Origin of the sequence: uncultured Mycobacterium sp. (assembly GCF_964249325.1) — a bacterium.
Classification (GTDB): Bacteria; Actinomycetota; Actinomycetes; order Mycobacteriales; family Mycobacteriaceae; genus Mycobacterium.
The window spans coordinates 1-17,772 of the sequence record NZ_CAXUCH010000084.1; the positions used below are offsets into that span (position 1 = coordinate 1).

Annotated in this window: 16 protein-coding genes and 1 pseudogene; 11 read left to right on the forward strand and 6 right to left on the reverse strand. The window is 65.2% G+C overall.

Features of this window, described 5'->3' with window-relative positions; translation table 11 throughout:
• A partial coding sequence (locus ACFE99_RS12535; protein WP_375485694.1) for a cbb3-type cytochrome c oxidase subunit I occupies positions 1 to 1,089 on the reverse strand: 1,089 nt, incomplete at its 3' end.
• A gap of 105 nt (positions 1,090 to 1,194) precedes the next feature.
• Here ACFE99_RS12535 and cobF point away from each other — a divergent pair.
• The 5 genes and pseudogenes from cobF to ACFE99_RS12560 all read left to right on the forward strand — a co-directional run bounded on the left by cobF (position 1,195) and on the right by ACFE99_RS12560 (position 4,071).
• Positions 1,195 to 1,941 (forward strand): precorrin-6A synthase (deacetylating), encoded by a 747-nt coding sequence (gene cobF, locus ACFE99_RS12540; RefSeq protein ID WP_375485696.1) that lies wholly within the window; start codon positions 1,195 to 1,197, stop codon positions 1,939 to 1,941.
• 36 nt (positions 1,942 to 1,977) lie between these two features.
• Entirely contained in the window at positions 1,978 to 2,379 is a 402-nt protein-coding gene (locus tag ACFE99_RS12545) for a phage holin family protein (protein WP_375485698.1), read from the forward strand.
• 16 nt (positions 2,380 to 2,395) lie between these two features.
• Positions 2,396 to 2,632 (forward strand): annotated as a pseudogene (locus tag ACFE99_RS12550) (DNA-formamidopyrimidine glycosylase family protein); the annotation flags it as partial.
• A 159-nt stretch (positions 2,633 to 2,791) separates the two neighbouring features.
• Complete coding sequence (locus ACFE99_RS12555) at positions 2,792 to 3,259, forward strand: zinc finger domain-containing protein (RefSeq protein ID WP_375485723.1); 468 nt, start codon at positions 2,792 to 2,794, stop codon at positions 3,257 to 3,259.
• Between the two features lie 62 nt (positions 3,260 to 3,321).
• The gene (locus ACFE99_RS12560) at positions 3,322 to 4,071 is read left to right on the forward strand and encodes an SDR family oxidoreductase (RefSeq protein ID WP_375485700.1); all 750 of its coding nucleotides are present in this window, start codon (positions 3,322 to 3,324) and stop codon (positions 4,069 to 4,071) included.
• A 71-nt stretch (positions 4,072 to 4,142) separates the two neighbouring features.
• Here ACFE99_RS12560 and pgi read toward each other — a convergent pair whose 3' ends face one another.
• Both pgi and ACFE99_RS12570 read right to left on the reverse strand, forming a co-directional pair.
• Positions 4,143 to 5,807, reverse strand: a complete 1,665-nt coding sequence (gene pgi, locus ACFE99_RS12565; RefSeq protein ID WP_375485702.1) for a glucose-6-phosphate isomerase — start codon at positions 5,805 to 5,807, stop codon at positions 4,143 to 4,145.
• A 257-nt stretch (positions 5,808 to 6,064) separates the two neighbouring features.
• Positions 6,065 to 6,367 carry a chorismate mutase gene (locus ACFE99_RS12570; RefSeq protein WP_375485704.1) on the reverse strand — a complete coding sequence of 101 codons (303 nt, stop codon included), beginning with the start codon at positions 6,365 to 6,367 and terminating at the stop codon, positions 6,065 to 6,067.
• Between the two features lie 230 nt (positions 6,368 to 6,597).
• Here ACFE99_RS12570 and pcrA point away from each other — a divergent pair, with 230 nt between their 5' ends.
• On the forward strand, positions 6,598 to 8,922 hold the full coding sequence (pcrA, locus tag ACFE99_RS12575) for a DNA helicase PcrA (protein WP_375485706.1): 2,325 nt from the start codon (positions 6,598 to 6,600) through the stop codon (positions 8,920 to 8,922).
• Positions 8,923 to 8,932: 10 nt separating this feature from the next.
• On the opposite strand, the gene ACFE99_RS12580 is transcribed toward pcrA, so the two are convergent.
• Together ACFE99_RS12580 and ACFE99_RS12585 are read right to left on the reverse strand one after the other, a co-directional pair.
• Positions 8,933 to 9,448, reverse strand: a complete 516-nt coding sequence (locus ACFE99_RS12580) for a hypothetical protein (protein WP_375485725.1) — start codon at positions 9,446 to 9,448, stop codon at positions 8,933 to 8,935.
• Positions 9,449 to 9,666: 218 nt separating this feature from the next.
• On the reverse strand, positions 9,667 to 10,722 hold the full coding sequence (locus tag ACFE99_RS12585; protein WP_375485708.1) for a M23 family metallopeptidase: 1,056 nt from the start codon (positions 10,720 to 10,722) through the stop codon (positions 9,667 to 9,669).
• Positions 10,723 to 10,977: 255 nt separating this feature from the next.
• Between ACFE99_RS12585 and sucC the strand changes: the two genes are divergently transcribed.
• The 3 genes from sucC to ACFE99_RS12600 all read left to right on the forward strand — a co-directional run bounded on the left by sucC (position 10,978) and on the right by ACFE99_RS12600 (position 14,789).
• Positions 10,978 to 12,141, forward strand: a complete 1,164-nt coding sequence (gene sucC / locus ACFE99_RS12590) for an ADP-forming succinate--CoA ligase subunit beta (RefSeq protein ID WP_375485710.1) — start codon at positions 10,978 to 10,980, stop codon at positions 12,139 to 12,141.
• 66 nt (positions 12,142 to 12,207) lie between these two features.
• Complete coding sequence (gene sucD, locus ACFE99_RS12595; protein ID WP_375485712.1) at positions 12,208 to 13,110, forward strand: succinate--CoA ligase subunit alpha; 903 nt, start codon at positions 12,208 to 12,210, stop codon at positions 13,108 to 13,110.
• Between the two features lie 143 nt (positions 13,111 to 13,253).
• Entirely contained in the window at positions 13,254 to 14,789 is a 1,536-nt protein-coding gene (locus ACFE99_RS12600) for an acetyl-CoA acetyltransferase (RefSeq protein ID WP_375485714.1), read from the forward strand.
• Between the two features lie 57 nt (positions 14,790 to 14,846).
• On the opposite strand, the gene ACFE99_RS12605 is transcribed toward ACFE99_RS12600, so the two are convergent.
• Positions 14,847 to 15,695, reverse strand: a complete 849-nt coding sequence (locus tag ACFE99_RS12605; protein ID WP_375485716.1) for an LLM class F420-dependent oxidoreductase — start codon at positions 15,693 to 15,695, stop codon at positions 14,847 to 14,849.
• Between the two features lie 268 nt (positions 15,696 to 15,963).
• Between ACFE99_RS12605 and ACFE99_RS12610 the strand changes: the two genes are divergently transcribed.
• Positions 15,964 to 16,902 carry a DUF5336 domain-containing protein gene (locus tag ACFE99_RS12610; RefSeq protein ID WP_375485719.1) on the forward strand — a complete coding sequence of 313 codons (939 nt, stop codon included), beginning with the start codon at positions 15,964 to 15,966 and terminating at the stop codon, positions 16,900 to 16,902.
• Between the two features lie 48 nt (positions 16,903 to 16,950).
• The coding region (locus tag ACFE99_RS12615; RefSeq protein ID WP_375485721.1) for a DUF6350 family protein at positions 16,951 to 17,772 on the forward strand (822 nt) is incomplete at its 3' end.

Sequence of the window (17,772 nt, forward strand, 5' to 3'; positions counted from 1 at the left end):
GATCGAAAACAGCATCGGCGTCTCGAATGTCAACTGGCCCTTCCACATCGTGCCGGTCCAGTTGAAGAACTTGATCCCGGTCGGCACCGCGATCAGATACGTCATGAACGAAAAGAACGGCAGCAACACCGCGCCGGTGGCGAACATGTGGTGTGCCCACACCGCAGCGGACAGCCCGGCGATGGCCCATGTCGCATAGACCAGTGTGGTGTAGCCGAAGACCGGTTTGCGGGAGAACACCGGCAGGATCTCGGTGACGATGCCGAAGAACGGCAGCGCGACGATGTAGACCTCGGGGTGGCCGAAGAACCAGAACAGGTGCTGCCACAAGATGGGTCCGCCGTTGGCCGCGTCGTAAATGTGGGCGCCTAGGTGCCGGTCGGCGGCCAGCCCGAACAGCGCCGCGGTCAAAATCGGGAAGGCCAGAAAGACCAGCACGCTGGTCGCCATGATGTTCCACGTGAAGATCGGCAGGCGGAACATCGTCATACCGGGGGCGCGCATGCAGATCACGGTGGTGACCATGTTGACCGCCGACAGGATGGTGCCGAATCCGGACAGGATCAGTCCGACGATCCACAAGTCGGCGCCGGCGCCTGCCGAGTGGATGGCGTCGGATAGCGGCGTATAGGCGGTCCACCCGAAGTCGGCGGGCCCGCTCGGGGTGATGAAACCGGCCAGCACGACGAGCCCGCCGAAAAGGAACAGCCAGTAGGAGAAGGCGTTGAGCCGCGGAAAGGCGACATCGGGCGCGCCGATTTGCAGCGGCAGCGCTACATTGGCGAAGCCGAACACGACCGGGGTCGCATACAGCAGCAGCATGATCGTGCCGTGCATGGTGAACAGCTGGTTGTACTGCTCGTTGGACAAGAACTGCAGCCCCGGCGCGGCCAATTCGGCGCGCATGAGCAGTGCCATCAGGCCGGCCGTGAAAAAGAACCCGAACGCCGTGGCAAGGTACATCTGGCCGATCAGCTTGTGATCGGTCGTCGTGACGAGGTTCCAGACGAGCTGGCCGCGGGTGCGGCGAGGATGCGGATAGGGCCTGTGGGCGGTCAGGGTTTGCACAGGCCCCGCTTCGGTGACCATCTTTCCTCCCCTCACCAGCGCGCTGGGGAGCGACCCGCACTCGGGCCGAGATTACCCCGAAGCGGTGCGCCGAAACACTGGGACCACAACACCAGAAGGGACGAGATGACCAGTCGGCATATCCACGTCATCGGCATCGGGGCAGGGGATCCCGACTACGTCACGGTCCAAGCGGTGGAGGCACTCAACGACACGCAGGTGTTCTTCGCGATGGACAAGGGGGACGCCAAAAGCGATCTCGTGGCATTGCGCCGTGAGATCTGCGCCCGATTCATCCGCGAGCCGGCCTACCGATTCGTCGAACTAGCGGACCCGCCGCGGGCGACGAGTGCCGACTATTGGGAGGCGGTGTCCGACTGGCATGCGGCGCGCGCACAGGTCTGGTCCACCGCCATTGCTGCCGAGCTGCAACCAGGAGGCGTCGGCGCATTTCTGGCTTGGGGTGACCCGTCGCTGTATGACAGCACGTTGCGCATCCTGGAGGCGGTGGCTGCCGAGATCGACATCAGCTACGACGTGATCCCCGGCATCACCGCTGTGCAGGCGCTGACCGCCCGCCATCGCATTCCTTTGAACGAGGTGGGCGAACCGGTTTTGATCACTACCGGGCGGCAGCTACGCGCGCACGGGCTGGCCGGCTCAGCGGTGGTCATGCTCGACGGCGAGTGCTCATTTCGGGTGTGTTCGGCCGATACCCGGATTTGGTGGGGCGCCTACCTGGGCACCGACGACGAGCTGCTGGTATCCGGCACGGTCGGCGAGGTGGGGGAGCGGATAGCCTCGCTGCGTGCCGACGCCCGCGCCCGGCACGGCTGGATCATGGACACCTATTTATTGCGCGCGGCGGTGTAGGTTTCGCACCGTTGCGCCGTGGCAGGATCTGCGCGCATGGGGACTTTTCTCGTCCGCGCCGTGTTCACAGGATTCGCCTTGTGGGTAGTCACGCTTTTCGTCCGCGGGATCAGCTTTGTCGGCGGCGATAGCCGACTGGGAAGGGTCGGCATCATCTTCGTGGTCGCGGTGATCTTCGGTCTGGTCAACGCTTTCATCAAACCGATCGTGCAGATCCTGTCGATTCCGCTCTACATCCTCACTCTGGGCCTGTTTCACGTCGTCATCAACGCATTGATGTTGTGGATCACGGCCTGGATCACCCGGCATACCACCCACTGGGGGCTACATATCGACCACTTCTGGTGGACCGCGATTTGGGCGGCGATCATGTTGTCGATCGTGAGCTGGCTGTTGTCGCTGGCGGCTCGTGACGTCAGGCGCGCCGCCCGCAGGTGACGGGCACACTGGATAGGTGCCTGAACTCCCGGAAGTCGAAGCGCTGGCCGACCATTTGCGCCGCCACGCGCTCGGTATGACGATCGGCCGCGTCGACGTTGCAGCGTTTTCCGTGCTCAAGACCTTCGATCCGCCCATCACCACGCTGCATGGTCGGACCGTCGCCGGAGCCGAGCGGTGGGGCAAATACCTCGGTGTGCGGGCCGGGGAGCTGTTCCTCATCACCCACCTGTCGCGGGCCGGCTGGCTGCGATGGTCCGACGCGCTGCCGGCCGCGCCACTGCGCCCGGGCAAGGGCCCGATCGCGCTGCGTGTCCACTTGGGCACGCCGGGCGAGGCGCCCGGCTTCGACCTCAGCGAGGCCGGCACGCAGAAGCGGCTGGCGGTGTGGCTGGTCGACGATCCTGCGAAGGTGCCGGGCATCGCGGCGCTGGGACCCGACGCATTGGAGGTCAGCCCCGACCAGCTGGCCGGTCTGCTCGCCGGACAGAGCGGGCGGATCAAGACGGTGCTGACCGACCAGAAGGTGATCGCCGGCATCGGCAACGCCTATAGCGACGAGATCCTGCACGTCGCTCAGATCTCGCCGTTCGCCACGGCTGCGAAACTTTCGCATGAACAAGTCTTGACGGTGCACGACGCGATGATGTCTGTGCTCACCGACGCTGTCACTCGCTCGGTCGGCCAACAGGCGGCCACGTTGAAGGGCGAAAAGCGCTCCGGATTGCGGGTGCACGCCCGCACCGGTCTGCCCTGCCCGGTGTGCGGCGACACGGTGCGCGAGGTGTCGTTCGCCGACAAGTCGTTCCAGTACTGCCCGACCTGCCAGACCGGTGGCAAGGTGCTGGCCGACCGGCGGATGTCGCGGCTCCTGAAGTAGCTGGGCCGCTGGCGGCGACCCGCTGCTGAGCTGATGGCGGCGACCGCCGCTATGCTGCCTGGGTGATTCGCCAGAAAATCCTCATCACCGGCGCCAGCTCGGGGTTGGGCGCCGGAATGGCGCGGCAATTCGCCGCCAACGGCCGTGACCTGGCGCTTTGCGCTCGTCGCACTGACCGGCTCGACGAGCTGAAAGACGAGCTGACACAACAATATCCGGGTATCACGGTCGCCGTCGCCGCGCTTGACGTCAACGACCACGAGCAGGTGCCGAAAGTGTTCGCCGAGCTTGCCGACACGCTCGGCGGAGTCGACCGAATAATCGTCGACGCCGGCATCGGCAAGGGCGCACCGTTGGGGTCGGGCAAGCTGTGGGCCAACAAAGCGACGATCGAAACCAACCTGGTGGCGGCTCTCGTCCAGATCGAAACGGCGCTGGAAATGTTCAAGCAGGCCGGTTCGGGGCATTTGGTGCTGATCTCCTCGGTGCTGGGCGCCAAGGGAGTCCCGGGAGTCAAGGCGGCTTATGCCGCTAGCAAAGCCGGTATCCGCTCGCTGGGAGAATCGCTGCGCGCCGAATACCGCAGCGGCCCAATCAAGGTATCGGTGATCGAGCCCGGCTACATCGAGTCGGAGATGACCGCGAAATCGGCGTCAACGCTGTTCATGGTGAACAACGAAACAGGCGTCAAGGCGTTGGTGGGCGCCATCGAGCGCGAGCCAGGCCGGGCCGCGGTGCCGTCGTGGCCGTGGGCGCCGATGGTCCAGCTGATGCGGGTATTGCCGCCGCCGCTAACCAAGTACTGGGCGTAGCCACGCCCCCACCGTGAATCTGACGACGCCCCATGGCGTGTCCCGTCGCCAGATTCACTGTCGCGCATCGACTAGGCGCGGCGGCCTCTTTCGGTGCGGTAGCGGCGCACCAGCGAGTCGGTGGAGCTGTCGGACTGCCTGTCCGGTGAGGCGTCGCTGCTGATCACTGGCAGCAGCTCCTTGGCCTGCGTCTTGCCCAGCTCCACACCCCACTGGTCGAACGAGTCGATGCCCCACACCACACCCTCGGTGAACACCTGGTGCTCGTAGAGGGCGATCAGCTGCCCCAGCACCGATGGGGTCAGCCGGGTCGCCAGAATCGACGTGGTAGGCCGGTTGCCGGGCATCACCTTGTGCGGCACAACGTCGGCGGGCGTACCTTCAGCGGCTATCTCCTCCGCGGTCTTGCCGAACGCCAGCACCTGCGTCTGGGCGAAGAAGTTGCTCATCAACAGATCGTGCATGCTGCCCTTGCCGTCGGCGTCCGGCAGGTCGTCGAGCGGCTGGGAAAAGCCGATGAAATCGGCCGGTATCAGCCGAGTGCCCTGATGGAGCAACTGGTAGAAGGCGTGCTGGCCGTTGGTTCCCGGCTCGCCCCAATAGATTTCACCGGTGTCCGTGGTGACGGGTGTGCCGTCGGCGCGCACCGACTTGCCGTTGGATTCCATTGTCAACTGCTGCAGATAGGCGGCGAAGCGCGCCATGTCGTTGGAGTAGGGCAGCACCGCTCGTGATTGCGCGCCAAAGAAATTGGAGTACCACAACCCGATCAGACCAAGCAGCGCAGGCGCGTTGGACTCCAACGGCGCGGTCTTGAAGTGCTCGTCGACGATGTGGAATCCGGACAGAAAATCGGCAAACCGTTCCCGACCGATCACCGCCATCACCGACAGTCCGATCGCCGAGTCCACCGAATAGCGGCCGCCGACCCAATCCCAGAAGCCGAACATGTTGGCCGTGTCGATGCCGAACTCCTCGACCAGCTTTTCATTCGTCGAGACCGCGACGAAATGCTTGGCCACCGCGTCGTCGCCGAGCGCGTCGGTCAGCCAGCGTCGGGCCGCGGTCGCGTTGGTCAGCGTCTCCAAGGTAGAAAAGGTCTTCGACGAGACGATGAAAAGTGTTGTGGCGGGGTCCAAGTCGGCCAGCTTCGCGGTCAAGTCGGCGGGATCGACATTAGAGACGAACCGCGCCGAGATCCCGGCGTCCACGTAGTGGCGCAGCGCCTGATACACCATCACGGGGCCCAGATCCGAACCACCGATTCCGATATTGACTACGGTGCTGATCCGTTCTCCGGTGGCTCCGGTCCACTCGCCGCTGCGCAGCCGATCGGTGAAATCGCCCATCCTGTCCAGCACCGCGTGTACGTCCTCGACGAGGTTCTGCCCGTCCACAATCAGCTTGGCGTCCCGCGGCAGCCGCAGCGCGGTGTGCAGCACCGCGCGGTCTTCCGAGGTGTTGATGTGCTTGCCGGCGAACATGTCGTCGCGACGCTGTTCCAAGTTGGCTGCCCTCGCCAGGTCGGTCAGCAGTTTGAGCGTCACACGGGTGATCCGGTGTTTGCTGTAGTCGATAAACAGATCGCCGACAGTGACGGTGAACTCGCGTCCGCGGTCGGAATCGTCGGCGAACAGCTGGCGCAGGTTGGTGTCTTTCATCTCGTCGTGATGCCTGCGCAGGGCGTTCCATGGCGGGGTGGCTGTGATGTCGGGAATGTGGCGAACCGCGGTCATGCTTTCCGACCATAGTCACGCCAAACAGATATGGTCGCTCACTGGCTCCTCTGAGCTGCGGGTATGTAGTCAGCCCGGCGTCGTTCATCCACTGTGCATCCAGGACGGAAAAATCGCCAAGGCGCCGCAATCAGCGCACGCTTGAAACCGTCAGCACAGAGTCGAAACCCTGGATGCACACGCATCAGCCGGCCTGGTCAGCGTCTGTCGCCCGAAAGCTGGGTGTCGGCCTTCTGCTGGGCACCTGGGCCGGTTGGTTAGTGCCCGAGCCGGCCGCGGCCCATCCGCAGCAGCAGCATCGCCAGATCCTTGCCGTCGGGACCCAGCTCGCTGTAGCGCTCGATGACCTTCATCTCGCGACGGTGTACCAGCCGGGTGCCGCCCGACGCCATCCGACGTTTGCCGATTTCTCTGGACACCTCGGTGCGGCGTTTGACTGCGGCGAGGATCTCGGCGTCGAGGCGGTCGATCTCCTGCCGCAGCTCGTCGATGTTTGGAAGCTCTTCGGTTTCCATGTGTTTGGTCTCCGGGTTCTCGTCGTGTGGGGAATCTGGTCTCATCCGGTATCGGGCCTCACACAACAGACGAGCCCCGTATCCGGACGTGAACCACGGGGCTCTGGGAAGCAGCTAAGCCACGGGCACCGCTGTCGGATACCGGTAGAAAAATCGGCGACGCGCTTGCGTCACGATCGTCGACCAAGCTGCGCTTCGAGCACGGGTCGAGTGTAGCCACTATCGGTCGCGCCAACGCAAAAACTGTCGGCGAACGGCGGTAAGTTTGGACCGATATGACCATTCGCATTACCGATGCCCGGCCAGCCCCGGAGGCAGAGCAGCTCCTCGACGGCCTCAACCCGCAGCAGCGTCAGGCCGTGCTGCACGAGGGCTCGCCGCTTCTGATCGTCGCCGGTGCCGGCTCGGGCAAGACGGCGGTGCTGACCCGCCGCATCGCTTACCTGATGGCCGCGCGCGACGTCGGCGTCGGGCAGATATTGGCCATCACGTTCACCAACAAGGCCGCCGCCGAGATGCGCGAGCGGGCGGTGCAGCTCGTCGGCCCGCGCGCCCGTTCCATGTGGGTGTCGACATTCCACTCAATGTGCGTGCGGATCTTGCGCAACCATGCCTCGCTCATTCCGGGCTTGAACTCGAACTTCTCGATCTATGACGCCGACGATTCCCGACGTCTGCTGCAGATGGTCGGCAGGGACATGGGGCTCGACATCAAGCGGTACTCGCCGCGATTGCTGGGCAACCGCATTTCCAACCTGAAGAACGAGCTGATCGACCCCGAAAAGGCCGCGGCCAGCGTCTCGGACGGCACCGACGACCTCGCCCGCACGGTTGCCGCCGTCTACGCCGAATACCAGCGTCGGCTGCGGGCGGCCAACGCGCTCGACTTCGACGACCTCATTTCGGAAACCGTCGGAATATTGCAGACCTTCCCGCAGATCGCCCAGCACTACCGGCGGCGATTTCGGCACATCCTGGTCGACGAATACCAGGACACCAACCACGCCCAGTACGTGTTGGTGCGGGAATTGGTCGGTCGCGACGTCGAAGATGACGTCCCGCCGGGGGAGTTATGCGTGGTCGGTGACGCCGACCAGTCGATCTACGCGTTCCGCGGCGCCACCATCCGCAACATCGAAGACTTCGAGCGCGACTACCCGGACGCCACGACGATTTTGCTGGAACAGAACTACCGCTCCACGCAAAACATTCTGTCGGCGGCCAATTCGGTGATCGCCCGCAACTCCGGGCGTCGCGACAAGCGACTGTGGACCGACGCGGGCAATGGTGAGTTGATCGTCGGCTACGTCGCCGACAACGAGCACGACGAGGCCAGGTTCGTCGCCGAAGAAATCGACGCACTCGTCGAGCGCGGCGAAATCACGTACAACGATGTGGCCGTCTTCTACCGGACCAACAACTCGTCGCGGTCGCTGGAGGAGGTCTTCATCCGCGCCCGCATTCCGTACAAAGTCGTTGGGGGAGTGCGGTTTTACGAGCGTAGGGAAATCCGCGACATCGTCGCCTACTTGCGGGTGCTGGACAACCCGGGCGATGCGGTCAGCCTGCGACGCATACTCAACACGCCGCGGCGCGGCATCGGTGATCGCGCCGAGGCCTGTGTGACGGTGTACGCCGAGAACACCGGCGCCAGTTTCGCCGATGCCCTGCAGGCCGCAGCGGAAGGCAAAATCCCGATGCTCAATGCCCGTGCGGAGAAGGCGATTGCGGGTTTCGTCGAGTTGCTTGACGAGTTGCGCGGCCGGCTCGACGGCGACCTTGGTGAGCTGGTGGAGGCGGTGCTGAATCGGACTGGTTACCGTGCCGAACTGGAATCTTCCACAGACCCCCAGGATCTGGCTCGGCTAGACAACCTCAACGAACTCGTCAGCGTCGCACACGAATTCAGCACGGATCGGTCCAACGCTGCAGCGCTCGACGAGTCCTTGCACACCCCCGAGGACGAAGACGTGCCCGACACCAGTGAGCTGGCGGAGTTCCTCGAACGGGTGTCGCTGGTTGCCGACGCTGACGAGATTCCCGAGCATAGTGCGGGCGTGGTGACGCTGATGACGTTGCACACCGCGAAGGGGCTCGAGTTCCCGGTAGTGTTTGTGACCGGTTGGGAGGACGGGATGTTCCCGCACATGCGGGCCCTGGATGATCCCGCCGAACTCTCCGAGGAACGGCGGCTGGCCTACGTCGGCATAACCCGGGCCCGGCAGCGGCTCTACGTCAGCCGCGCCAAGGTCCGGTCGTCGTGGGGACAGCCGATGCTCAACCCAGAATCGCGGTTCCTCCGCGAAATCCCGCAAGAGCTCATCGATTGGCGGCGCACCGATCCCACGCTGTCCTTCAGTGCACCGGTGAGCGGCGCCGGCCGCTTCGGCCCCCCACGCCCGTCGCCGGCTCGCTCAACCGCTGCCAAGCGCCCACCGCTAGTGCTTCAGCCCGGCGATAGGGTCTCCCACGACAAGTACGGGCTGGGTCGGGTGGAGGAAGTGTCCGGGGCCGGCGAATCGGCCATGTCATTGATCGACTTCGGCAGCTCGGGCCGCGTCAAGCTGATGCACAACCACGCCCCGCTCACCAAGATCTGACCGGGACGTCTTAGTCGACGAGCCAGCGCTTTGTTTGCGGGTGCATTGCCAGCACCACGCTGGCGATCGGCAATATCGGAAGCGCCTGCACGATCCAGGCGACGCGCGCGCCCGCGATAAAGATGCCGCCATATGTGAGCAACGCGACCACGGCCCCGGCGACGATGAGGTAGCGGCCGAGGCCCCGCCGCTGCAACAGCAGAATCACCCCCGCGACAGTTGCCAGGGCAAAGACCAAAGCCAAGAATCCCACCGCGACGCAAAACAGCCGGTCGCTTCTCCACCAGCCTGCGATCAGATCGGTTGCCACCACCGCGGTGGCCCAGCCGCTGACGAAGCTGACGGCAGACGTGGCGACGGCAGTCGCGCCGCTCTGTTCCCCGGAGCCAGCTCCAATCGCGCCATAGCTGCCGCGCTGAACGGCGCGAGCCGCGCCCTCCCACGCAGCCGGCCGTCGGGGAAGTTGGGTGGTCTCAAGCTGGTGTGTGACCGGGGGCAACGGTGTCGTCGGGGCGCGCCGGATGATGCGCGTCCGGGGTTCGTCTTCCTGCGATGACGCCTCAGAGGCGGCTGCGGCGTCGTCATCGGCTGATGCAGTCGTCTCACAGCCTTTCTGCCGTCGGTCGCTTGGGTCGCTATCCAGGTTATCCAGAAGTGTGATGACCCAACCCAGCAATGCAGTTCGCGTGACGGGACGTTGCGCGACAGATCGCGGGTAAGCCGGAAGTGTGTTCGGTCGCTGGGTTAACCGGCGTAGTTGCCGACGCTAAGACCCCGCTGGGCCAACCATGGCACTGGGTCGACTCGCGTGGTGCCGCCTAGCAGCACCTCGAAATGCAGGTGCGGCCCGGTGGAATCGCCGCGGTTGCCCATGGTGGCAATCTGATCGCCCGCCATCACGTGCTGGCCGACGCTGACCAGTGTGGTGTTGACGTGGCCGTAGAGCGTGACCGTTCCGTCGGCGTGGCGCAGCTTGACCCACATTCCGTAGCCGGCGGTGGGGCCGGCGTCGATGACCACACCGTCGGACACCGCCAGTATCGGGGTGCCGATGGCGTTGGCCAGGTCGATCCCAGCGTGCAGCACGCCCCAGCGGTATCCGAAGCCCGAAGTGAAAATGCCCTTGGTCGGCATGACAAACAGGGGCTGGTGCAGTCGGGCCTCGCGTTGGGCCCGTTCCTGAGCGAACGCCACCCCTTTGGCGAGTTCCTCGTTGTGCACGGTGACATTGGCGGCCGGTCGCACCGTGATCATCTGCATGCCGCGCGCCGAGTTGCTGATCGCGCCACCGTTCATCGGTGACGCGTCAGCCGCCAGCACTGTCTCGGTCTTCGCGCTGTTGTGGGGGTGGGTCGCGGAGTGCGCCGCGGCCGCCGCCGCACCCGCCGCCATCGCGGTGATCAGCACCCGCCCGCGTACAGCACCGTTCGCCGGCTTGCGGTGCTGGCCGCGTCGCCATGGAATCGCGGTGGTGTCCGCATCGTCATCTAGCAAGTCGATGTACGGCTCGTCGTCGGCGCAACGCTCGAGGCGGGGATCTGGCTCGAACTCGCTTGGGGCGGCCAACCACAGCGGCATCAGGTTGTCGGTGTCGTGCAGGTCGTCGAGCTCAGGCGCCCGCAACACGTGCACTTCCTTGTCGAACGCGCAGTTGTCGCTGAAGTCCAGGTCATCGAGGCTGCCGAACTCGTTGAACGGGATGATGTCAGTTATCTCGTTACGGTCGAGGTCTGACAAGCGGTGGGTGGATCGGCGAGAGGCTCCTGATGCAGGAGACCGGGCAAGACGATGCTGGGTCAACCTGGAAAGTCCTCGGGTCGTAACCATAACGTTATCTGGACCCTGAGACGTTAACCACTTTCGACGGACAGTGGCAACCCATGCCGATAATCCGCCCGGGGATTGTGACCTGAATCACTTAACCCGCGCGGTGACCTCCGCCACATCGTCGGATGCGGCGTCAGAGCTGTGCGGCCGTGTCGATACAGTTCCCCGCAGGCGTGGTTCTAAACCGCGGCCCGCCGAGATGTAGGCCGACACATAGACAGTGAGCCCATGGATCTTTTCGAGTATCAGGCGAAGGAGTTGTTCGCGAAGCACGACGTGCCCACCCCCCCGGGGCGGGTGACCGACAGTGCCGACGGCGCAAAGGCGATCGCCGAGGAAATCGGTCGGCCGGTCATGGTTAAAGCGCAGGTCAAAACCGGCGGACGTGGCAAGGCCGGCGGTGTGAAATACGCGGCCACCCCAGAGGACGCCTACACGCACGCCAGCAACATCCTGGGCCTGGATATCAAGGGCCACATCGTGAAGAAACTGCTGGTATCCGAGGCGAGCGACATCGCCGAGGAGTACTACATCTCCTTCCTGCTCGACCGCGCCAACCGCACCTACCTGGCCATGTGCTCGGTGGAGGGGGGCATGGAGATCGAAGAGGTCGCCGCCACCAAACCGGAGCGGCTGGCCAAGGTTCCGGTCAGCGCCGTCACGGGCGTCGACCAGGCGTTCGCGCGGTCCATCGCCGAGCAAGGCCATCTGCCGAGCGAGGTGCTCGACGCCGCCGCCGTCACCATCCACAAGCTCTGGGAGCTGTTCGTCGCCGAGGACGCCACACTGGTTGAGGTCAACCCGATGGTGCGCACTCCTGACGACCAGATCCTGGCCCTGGACGCCAAGATCACTCTCGACGCCAACGCCGCCTTCCGCCAGCCCGGCCACGTCGAGTTCGAGGACCGCGACGCCACCAATCCGCTCGAGCTCAAAGCCAAGGAGCACGACCTCAACTACGTCAAGCTCGACGGACAGGTCGGCATCATCGGCAACGGCGCCGGGCTGGTGATGTCGACCCTCGACGTGGTGGCCTACGCCGGGGAGAAGCACGGCGGGGTGAAACCCGCCAACTTTCTCGACATCGGCGGCGGCGCCTCGGCAGAGGTGATGGCCGCGGGGCTGGACGTGGTGCTGGGCGACCAGCAGGTCAAGAGCGTGTTTGTCAACGTATTCGGCGGCATCACGGCCTGCGACGCGGTAGCCAATGGCATCGTATCGGCGCTGCGGATGCTCGGCGACACCGCCACCAAGCCGCTGGTGGTGCGGCTCGACGGCAACAACGTCGAGGAGGGCCGCCGCATCCTGGCCGAAGCCAACCACCCCCTCGTCACGCTGGTACCCACTATGGACGAGGCCGCCGACAAGGCCGCCGAGCTGGCGAGCGCCTGACGTGGCGATCGCAAGCGCGCCGAAGCCGGGCGCAGCGGGTCGCCACTAGAGGAAGGACAACGGGGAATGGCAATCTTTTTGACCAAGGACAACAAGGTCATCGTCCAGGGAATCACCGGCAGCGAGGCCACCATCCACACCGCCCGGATGCTGAAGGCGGGAACCCAGATCGTAGGCGGCGTCAACGCGCGCAAGGCGGGCACCACCGTCGCCCATGAGGACAAGGGCGGCAGGCTGATCGAGCTGCCGGTGTTCGGCAGCGTCGCCGAGGCGATGAAAGAGACCGGCGCCGACGTGTCGATCATCTTCGTGCCGCCGAAGTTTGCCAAGGACGCGATCATCGAGGCGATCGACTCCGAAATCCCACTGCTGGTCGTCATCACCGAGGGAATCCCGGTGCAGGACACGGCCTACGCGTGGGCCTACAACCTGGAACATGGCAACAAGACTCGCATCATCGGCCCGAACTGTCCCGGCATCATCAGCCCCGGCCAGTCGCTCGTCGGTATCACGCCGGCCAACATCACCGGTCCCGGTCCGATCGGTCTGGTGTCCAAGTCGGGCACTTTGACCTATCAGATGATGTACGAGTTGCGCGATTTGGGCTTTTCCACCTCGATCGGCATCGGCGGTGACCCGGTGATCGGTACCACCCACATCGACGCCATTGAAGCGTTCGAGAAGGATCCGGAAACCAAGATCATCGTGATGATCGGGGAGATCGGCGGCGACGCGGAGGAGCGGGCAGCCGACTACATCAAGGCCAATGTCTCCAAGCCGGTCATTGGCTATGTCGCCGGGTTCACCGCCCCTGAAGGCAAGACCATGGGCCATGCCGGGGCAATCGTTTCCGGGTCGTCGGGCACCGCCGCGGCCAAGAAGGAAGCTCTCGAGGCCGCCGGCGTGCAGGTAGGCAAGACCCCGTCGGAGACCGCCGCGCTGGCCCGGAAAATCCTGCAGACCCTGTGAACATCGATCCGCGCCGGCGACGATGCAGAGCGGAGCGATGAGGAGGAGCGGCGCCATCAATCCACGCCGGCGACGATGCAGAGCGGAGCGATGAGGAGGAGCGGCGCCATCAATCCGCGCCGGCGACGATGCAGAGCGGAGCGATGAGGAGGAGCGGCGCCATCAATCCACGCACGCCGGTCGTCGTCGGTGTCGGGCAGGCAGCGGAGCGAATTGATGACCCGTACTACCGCGCGATGTCGGCCGTGGAGCTGGCCAGCGCCGCAGCCCGGGCCGCACTGGAGGACTGCGGCGCAGACTTCGCGAAGGTAGCCGCGGCAATCGACACGGTGGCCGGTGTCCGGCAATTCGAGATCTCCGGGCCGGCTCAGCCGGTCTTGGGCAAGTCGAACAACTATCCGCGGTCGGTGGCTCAGCGCATCGACGCCGACCCCGGCCGCGCCATCTTGGAGATCGTCGGTGGCCAAGGCCCGCAACACCTGATCAACGAACTGGCCGCGGAGATCGCCAAGGGGCGCTCGGAGGTGGTGCTGATTTTCGGCTCCGACGCCACCTCGACCACCCGCTACTTCGCTGGAACTGAGAACCGGCCGGACTTCTCCGAGACGGTCGAGGGCTCGCTTGAAGACCGCGGCTACGGTCTGGAAGGGCTCATCAGTCGCTACACCGTGATCCACGGCCTGGTGGACGCCCCAACCCAATACGCACTCCTGGAAAACGCTCGACGGGCCGGCACCGGTTTGAGCCCGGGCGACTACCTGCGTTCGATGGGCGAGCTGTTCGCGCCGTTCACCAAGGTGGCCGCCGCCAACCCGTTCGCGGCCGCGCCTGTCGAACGCAGCGTCGAGGAGCTGATCACGGTCACCGAAAGCAACCGGATGATCTCCGACCCCTATCCCCGGCTGCTCGTCGCCCGCGATCAAGTGAACCAGGGGGCAGCCGCGCTGCTGATGTCGGTGGGAGCCGCGCAGCGGCTGGGCGTGCCGGAGGAGAACTGGGTGTACCTGCACGGCCATGCCGACCTGGCCGAGCAGAGTCTTTTGGACCGGCCCGATCTGGGGCATGCCCCCTCAGCGGTGATGGGTGTGCGGGAGGCGCTGCGAGTCGCCGGTCTCGGGATCGATGACGTCGCCACCTTCGACCTTTACAGCTGCTTTCCGGTGCCGGTGTTCAACATCTGCGACGGCACGGGCATCGCACCCGACGACCCGCGCGGGCTGACCTTGACCGGCGGGCTGCCGTTCTTCGGCGGTGCCGGCAACAACTACTCGATGCACGGCGTCGCGGAGACAGTCATCCGAATGCGCAGTGCGCCTGGGCAATTCGGTTTAGTCGGCGCCAACGGCGGCATCATGAGCAAGTACTCCGTAGGCGTCTACTCGACTACGCCGGTCGAGTGGAAGCCCGATCGCAGTGCCGAGCTGCAGACCCAGATCGCCGCGGCGCCCGCCGTGGCGGTTACCGAGCATGCCGACGGCCCAGGCACCATCGAGACCTACACCATCCGCCGCGACAACGGACGCCTGACCGGGATCATCATCGGCCGGCTCGACGCCGACAACAGCCGGTTCCTTGCGACCACCGAGGACGACGACCTGATCGCCTTGCTCACCACAGATCCGCTCGGGCAAACGGTGTCGGTGCGCTCGTTCGACTACGGCAATCGCTGCCGTCTCTAGGCTGACTGGACGCAAACGCCCCTTGTTACCAGGCGTTTTAGAGCCGTTTGCGTCTGCTCACACGCAAGCGGCGAGCTTGCCCGCCAGCCGCTCGACGTAGGCAGCGATCGCGTCCTCGGAGCGGTCGGGCAACCCGAAAAGCACCTCGGTCACGCCTAATTTGGCCCAGTGCGCCAGCTTCTCCGGCACCGGCTTCAAATCGAGGGCCACAATCTGCGGAGCCCCCTCGCGGCCGGCGCCGGCCCAAATGTCTTGCAACAGCTTCACCGGTTCGTCGATGTCGAAGTCGCGGGGAGTGGTGATCCAGCCATCGGCGCTGCGGGCAATCCACTTGAAGTTCTTCTCGGTGCCGGCGGCCCCCACCAATACCGGGATGTGCTGTTGCACGGGTTTCGGCCAGGCCCAGCTAGGTCCGAAGTTGACGAATTCGCCGTCGTAGGCGGGTTCTTCCTGAGTCCACAGCGCGCGCATCGCCTCGATGTATTCCCGCAGCATCGTGCGCCGCCGCCCGGGTGGCACGCCGTGGTCGGCGAGTTCGTCGGTGTTCCAGCCGAATCCGACACCGAGGTTCACCCGGCCGCCCGACAGATGGTCAAGGGTCGCAATGGACTTCGCGAGCGTGATCGGGTCGTGCTCGACAGGCAACGCCACCGCGGTGGCCAAGCGCACCTGGGAGGTGACCGCGCAGGCCGTGCCAAGGCTCACCCATGGGTCGAGGGTGCGCATGTAGCGGTCATCGGGAAGCGACGCGTCGCCCGTCGTCGGGTGCGCGGCCTGCCGCTTGACCGGGATATGGGTGTGCTCAGGCACGTAGAACGTGTGAAAGCCGTGATTCTCGGCAAGCCGGGCGGCCGCCGCCGGGGTGATGCCACGGTCGCTGGTGAAAAGCACAAGCCCGTAATCCATGCCGAGAATTAGAACGTGTTTCACCTTCAGCGAGCAAGCGCGCAGTGATTCGCCGGGTCGGCCGCCCGCCACGGTGACACGCCGATCGCCGCGACACCCCCGCTGCAACGTGCGCTAGCGTGGATGGTCGAATCGCGTCGCAACGCCTGCGCTGGCAAGTCACGGCGTTCATGGAGCGGTCCACGCAGCGCCGCGGGAAGCGGCGCCTGGGGAATAGAGCGTCGCAACACCGTGGCGCCCCAACGGCACTGGAAGCACAGGAGAAGCAATGACCTACTCGCCCGGTAGCCCCGGATATCAACCCGCGCAGTCCCCCGGCTCCTACGGAGGCTCCACACCGTCATTCGCCAAATCCGATGACAGCGCCAGCAAGCTCCCCCTCTACTTGACCATCGCGGTAGTGGCACTTGGTTTAGCGGCCTACCTGGCGAGTTTCGGTCCCATGCTGACAATCAGTGCCGATGTGGGACCCGCCGGGGACGAAATTTCCAGCGGCGGTGGAAGCCTCGGTGTCGCCGCGGCCTTGCTGGCCGGGCTGCTGGCAGCCGTGAGTTTGCTGCCCAAAGCCAAGAACTACCGCGCGATAGTCGCAGCGATAGCGGTGCTAGCCGCGTTGGTGGTGATCCAAGAGACGCTGAGCAAGCCCAGCGGCTTTTCCATCCGCTGGGCGCTGTGGTTTGTGCTCGCGTGCACTGTGTTGCAGGCGATCGCCGCCGTGGTAGCACTGTTGTTGGACGCGGGCGTCGTCACCGCGCCAGCACCCCGGCCCAAATACGACCAGTACGCACAGTACGGGCAGTACGGCGCGCAGCCCGGCGGATATTACGGGCAGCCCGGCGGACAGCAACACAGCCCGTTCCAGCATCACGGTCCGCAGCCTTCCGGCTACGGGTCGCAGTTCGGCGGTTACTCTGGGCCGTCCACCGGTGGTTTCGGTGCCGTCGGTCACCAGCAGGGTTCGCAACAAGGCTCGCAGTCGGGCGCGCAGACCGGTCCGCAGCAGCAGTCTTCGCAGCAGGGTCCGCCGACCCCGCCGACCGGCTTTCCCAGCTATGGCCCGCCGCCGTCCGGCTCGGGTCAGGGCTCTCAGGGGACCGGTCAGGGGAACTCCGGAAATCACGGGGGCTCCGGGCAGGGCCAGCAGCAGCACGGCCAGGGCCAGCAGCCGCAGTCACCATCCTCCCCGTCAGGACCACCGCCGTCCTAACCAGGCGCTTCCGCGCCTAGCCAGCCACGCGCGCAAAGACTGACGCAGGTGCAGGACAGTCGAGCAGCGGGCGCACACCAGGCACGTGACCTGCTTCGGGTCGCATTCGGACCTGCTCTGGTGGCACTGGTCGTCATTGCCGCGGTCACACTGCTGCAGTTGCTGATCGCCAACAGTGACATGACGGGCGCGCTGGGCGCCATCGCCAGCATGTGGCTCGGTGTCCATGGTGTGCCGATCTCCATCGGTGGTCGCCAGCTGGGCGTTATGCCGCTGCTTCCGGTGCTGCTGATGGTGTGGGGGACCGCGCGGACCACCGCGCTCTCCACACCGCCGACGGCGTCCTGGTTCGTCATCCGCTGGATCGTGGCGTCGGCGCTGGGGGGACCGTTGCTTTTTGCGGCCGTTTCCTTGGCCATCATCCACGACGCAGGGTCGGTGCTCACCGAGCTGCAAACGCCCAACGCATTGCGCGCGTTCGCCGGTGTGATTGCGGTGCACGCCATCGGCGCGGCAATCGGGGTGGGATCACGGGTCGGCCCTCGGGTGCTGGCGGCCTCACCGCTGCCGGAGTGGCTGGGTGGTTCACTACGTGCCGCAGCGGCGGGCGTATTGGCACTCTTCGGGCTGTCCGGTCTGGTGACGGCGGCATCGCTGGTTGTGCACTGGGCCACGATGCATGAGCTCTACGCGATCACCGGTTCGGTATTCGGCCAATTGAGTCTGACGGTGCTGTCGGTGCTGTATGCGCCCAACGTCATCGTCGGTGCGGCCGCGGTCGGGGTCGGGTCCAGCTCGCACGTGGGATTTGCATCGTTCAGTTCATTCACCGTCTTCGGCGGCGACATCCCCGCATTGCCGGTCCTGGCC

Coding starts and splice junctions, on each gene's coding strand:
- ACFE99_RS12605 (WP_375485716.1), bottom strand. CDS start 15,695: ATGGATTACGGGCTTGTGCTTTTCACCAGCGACCGTGGCATCACCCCG.
- ACFE99_RS12600 (WP_375485714.1), top strand. CDS start 13,254: ATGAGGAGGAGCGGCGCCATCAATCCACGCACGCCGGTCGTCGTCGGT.
- sucC (WP_375485710.1), top strand. CDS start 10,978: ATGGATCTTTTCGAGTATCAGGCGAAGGAGTTGTTCGCGAAGCACGAC.
- pcrA (WP_375485706.1), top strand. CDS start 6,598: ATGACCATTCGCATTACCGATGCCCGGCCAGCCCCGGAGGCAGAGCAG.
- pgi (WP_375485702.1), bottom strand. CDS start 5,807: ATGACCGCGGTTCGCCACATTCCCGACATCACAGCCACCCCGCCATGG.
- cobF (WP_375485696.1), top strand. CDS start 1,195: ATGACCAGTCGGCATATCCACGTCATCGGCATCGGGGCAGGGGATCCC.
- ACFE99_RS12545 (WP_375485698.1), top strand. CDS start 1,978: ATGGGGACTTTTCTCGTCCGCGCCGTGTTCACAGGATTCGCCTTGTGG.
- sucD (WP_375485712.1), top strand. CDS start 12,208: ATGGCAATCTTTTTGACCAAGGACAACAAGGTCATCGTCCAGGGAATC.
- ACFE99_RS12610 (WP_375485719.1), top strand. CDS start 15,964: ATGACCTACTCGCCCGGTAGCCCCGGATATCAACCCGCGCAGTCCCCC.
- ACFE99_RS12570 (WP_375485704.1), bottom strand. CDS start 6,367: ATGAGACCAGATTCCCCACACGACGAGAACCCGGAGACCAAACACATG.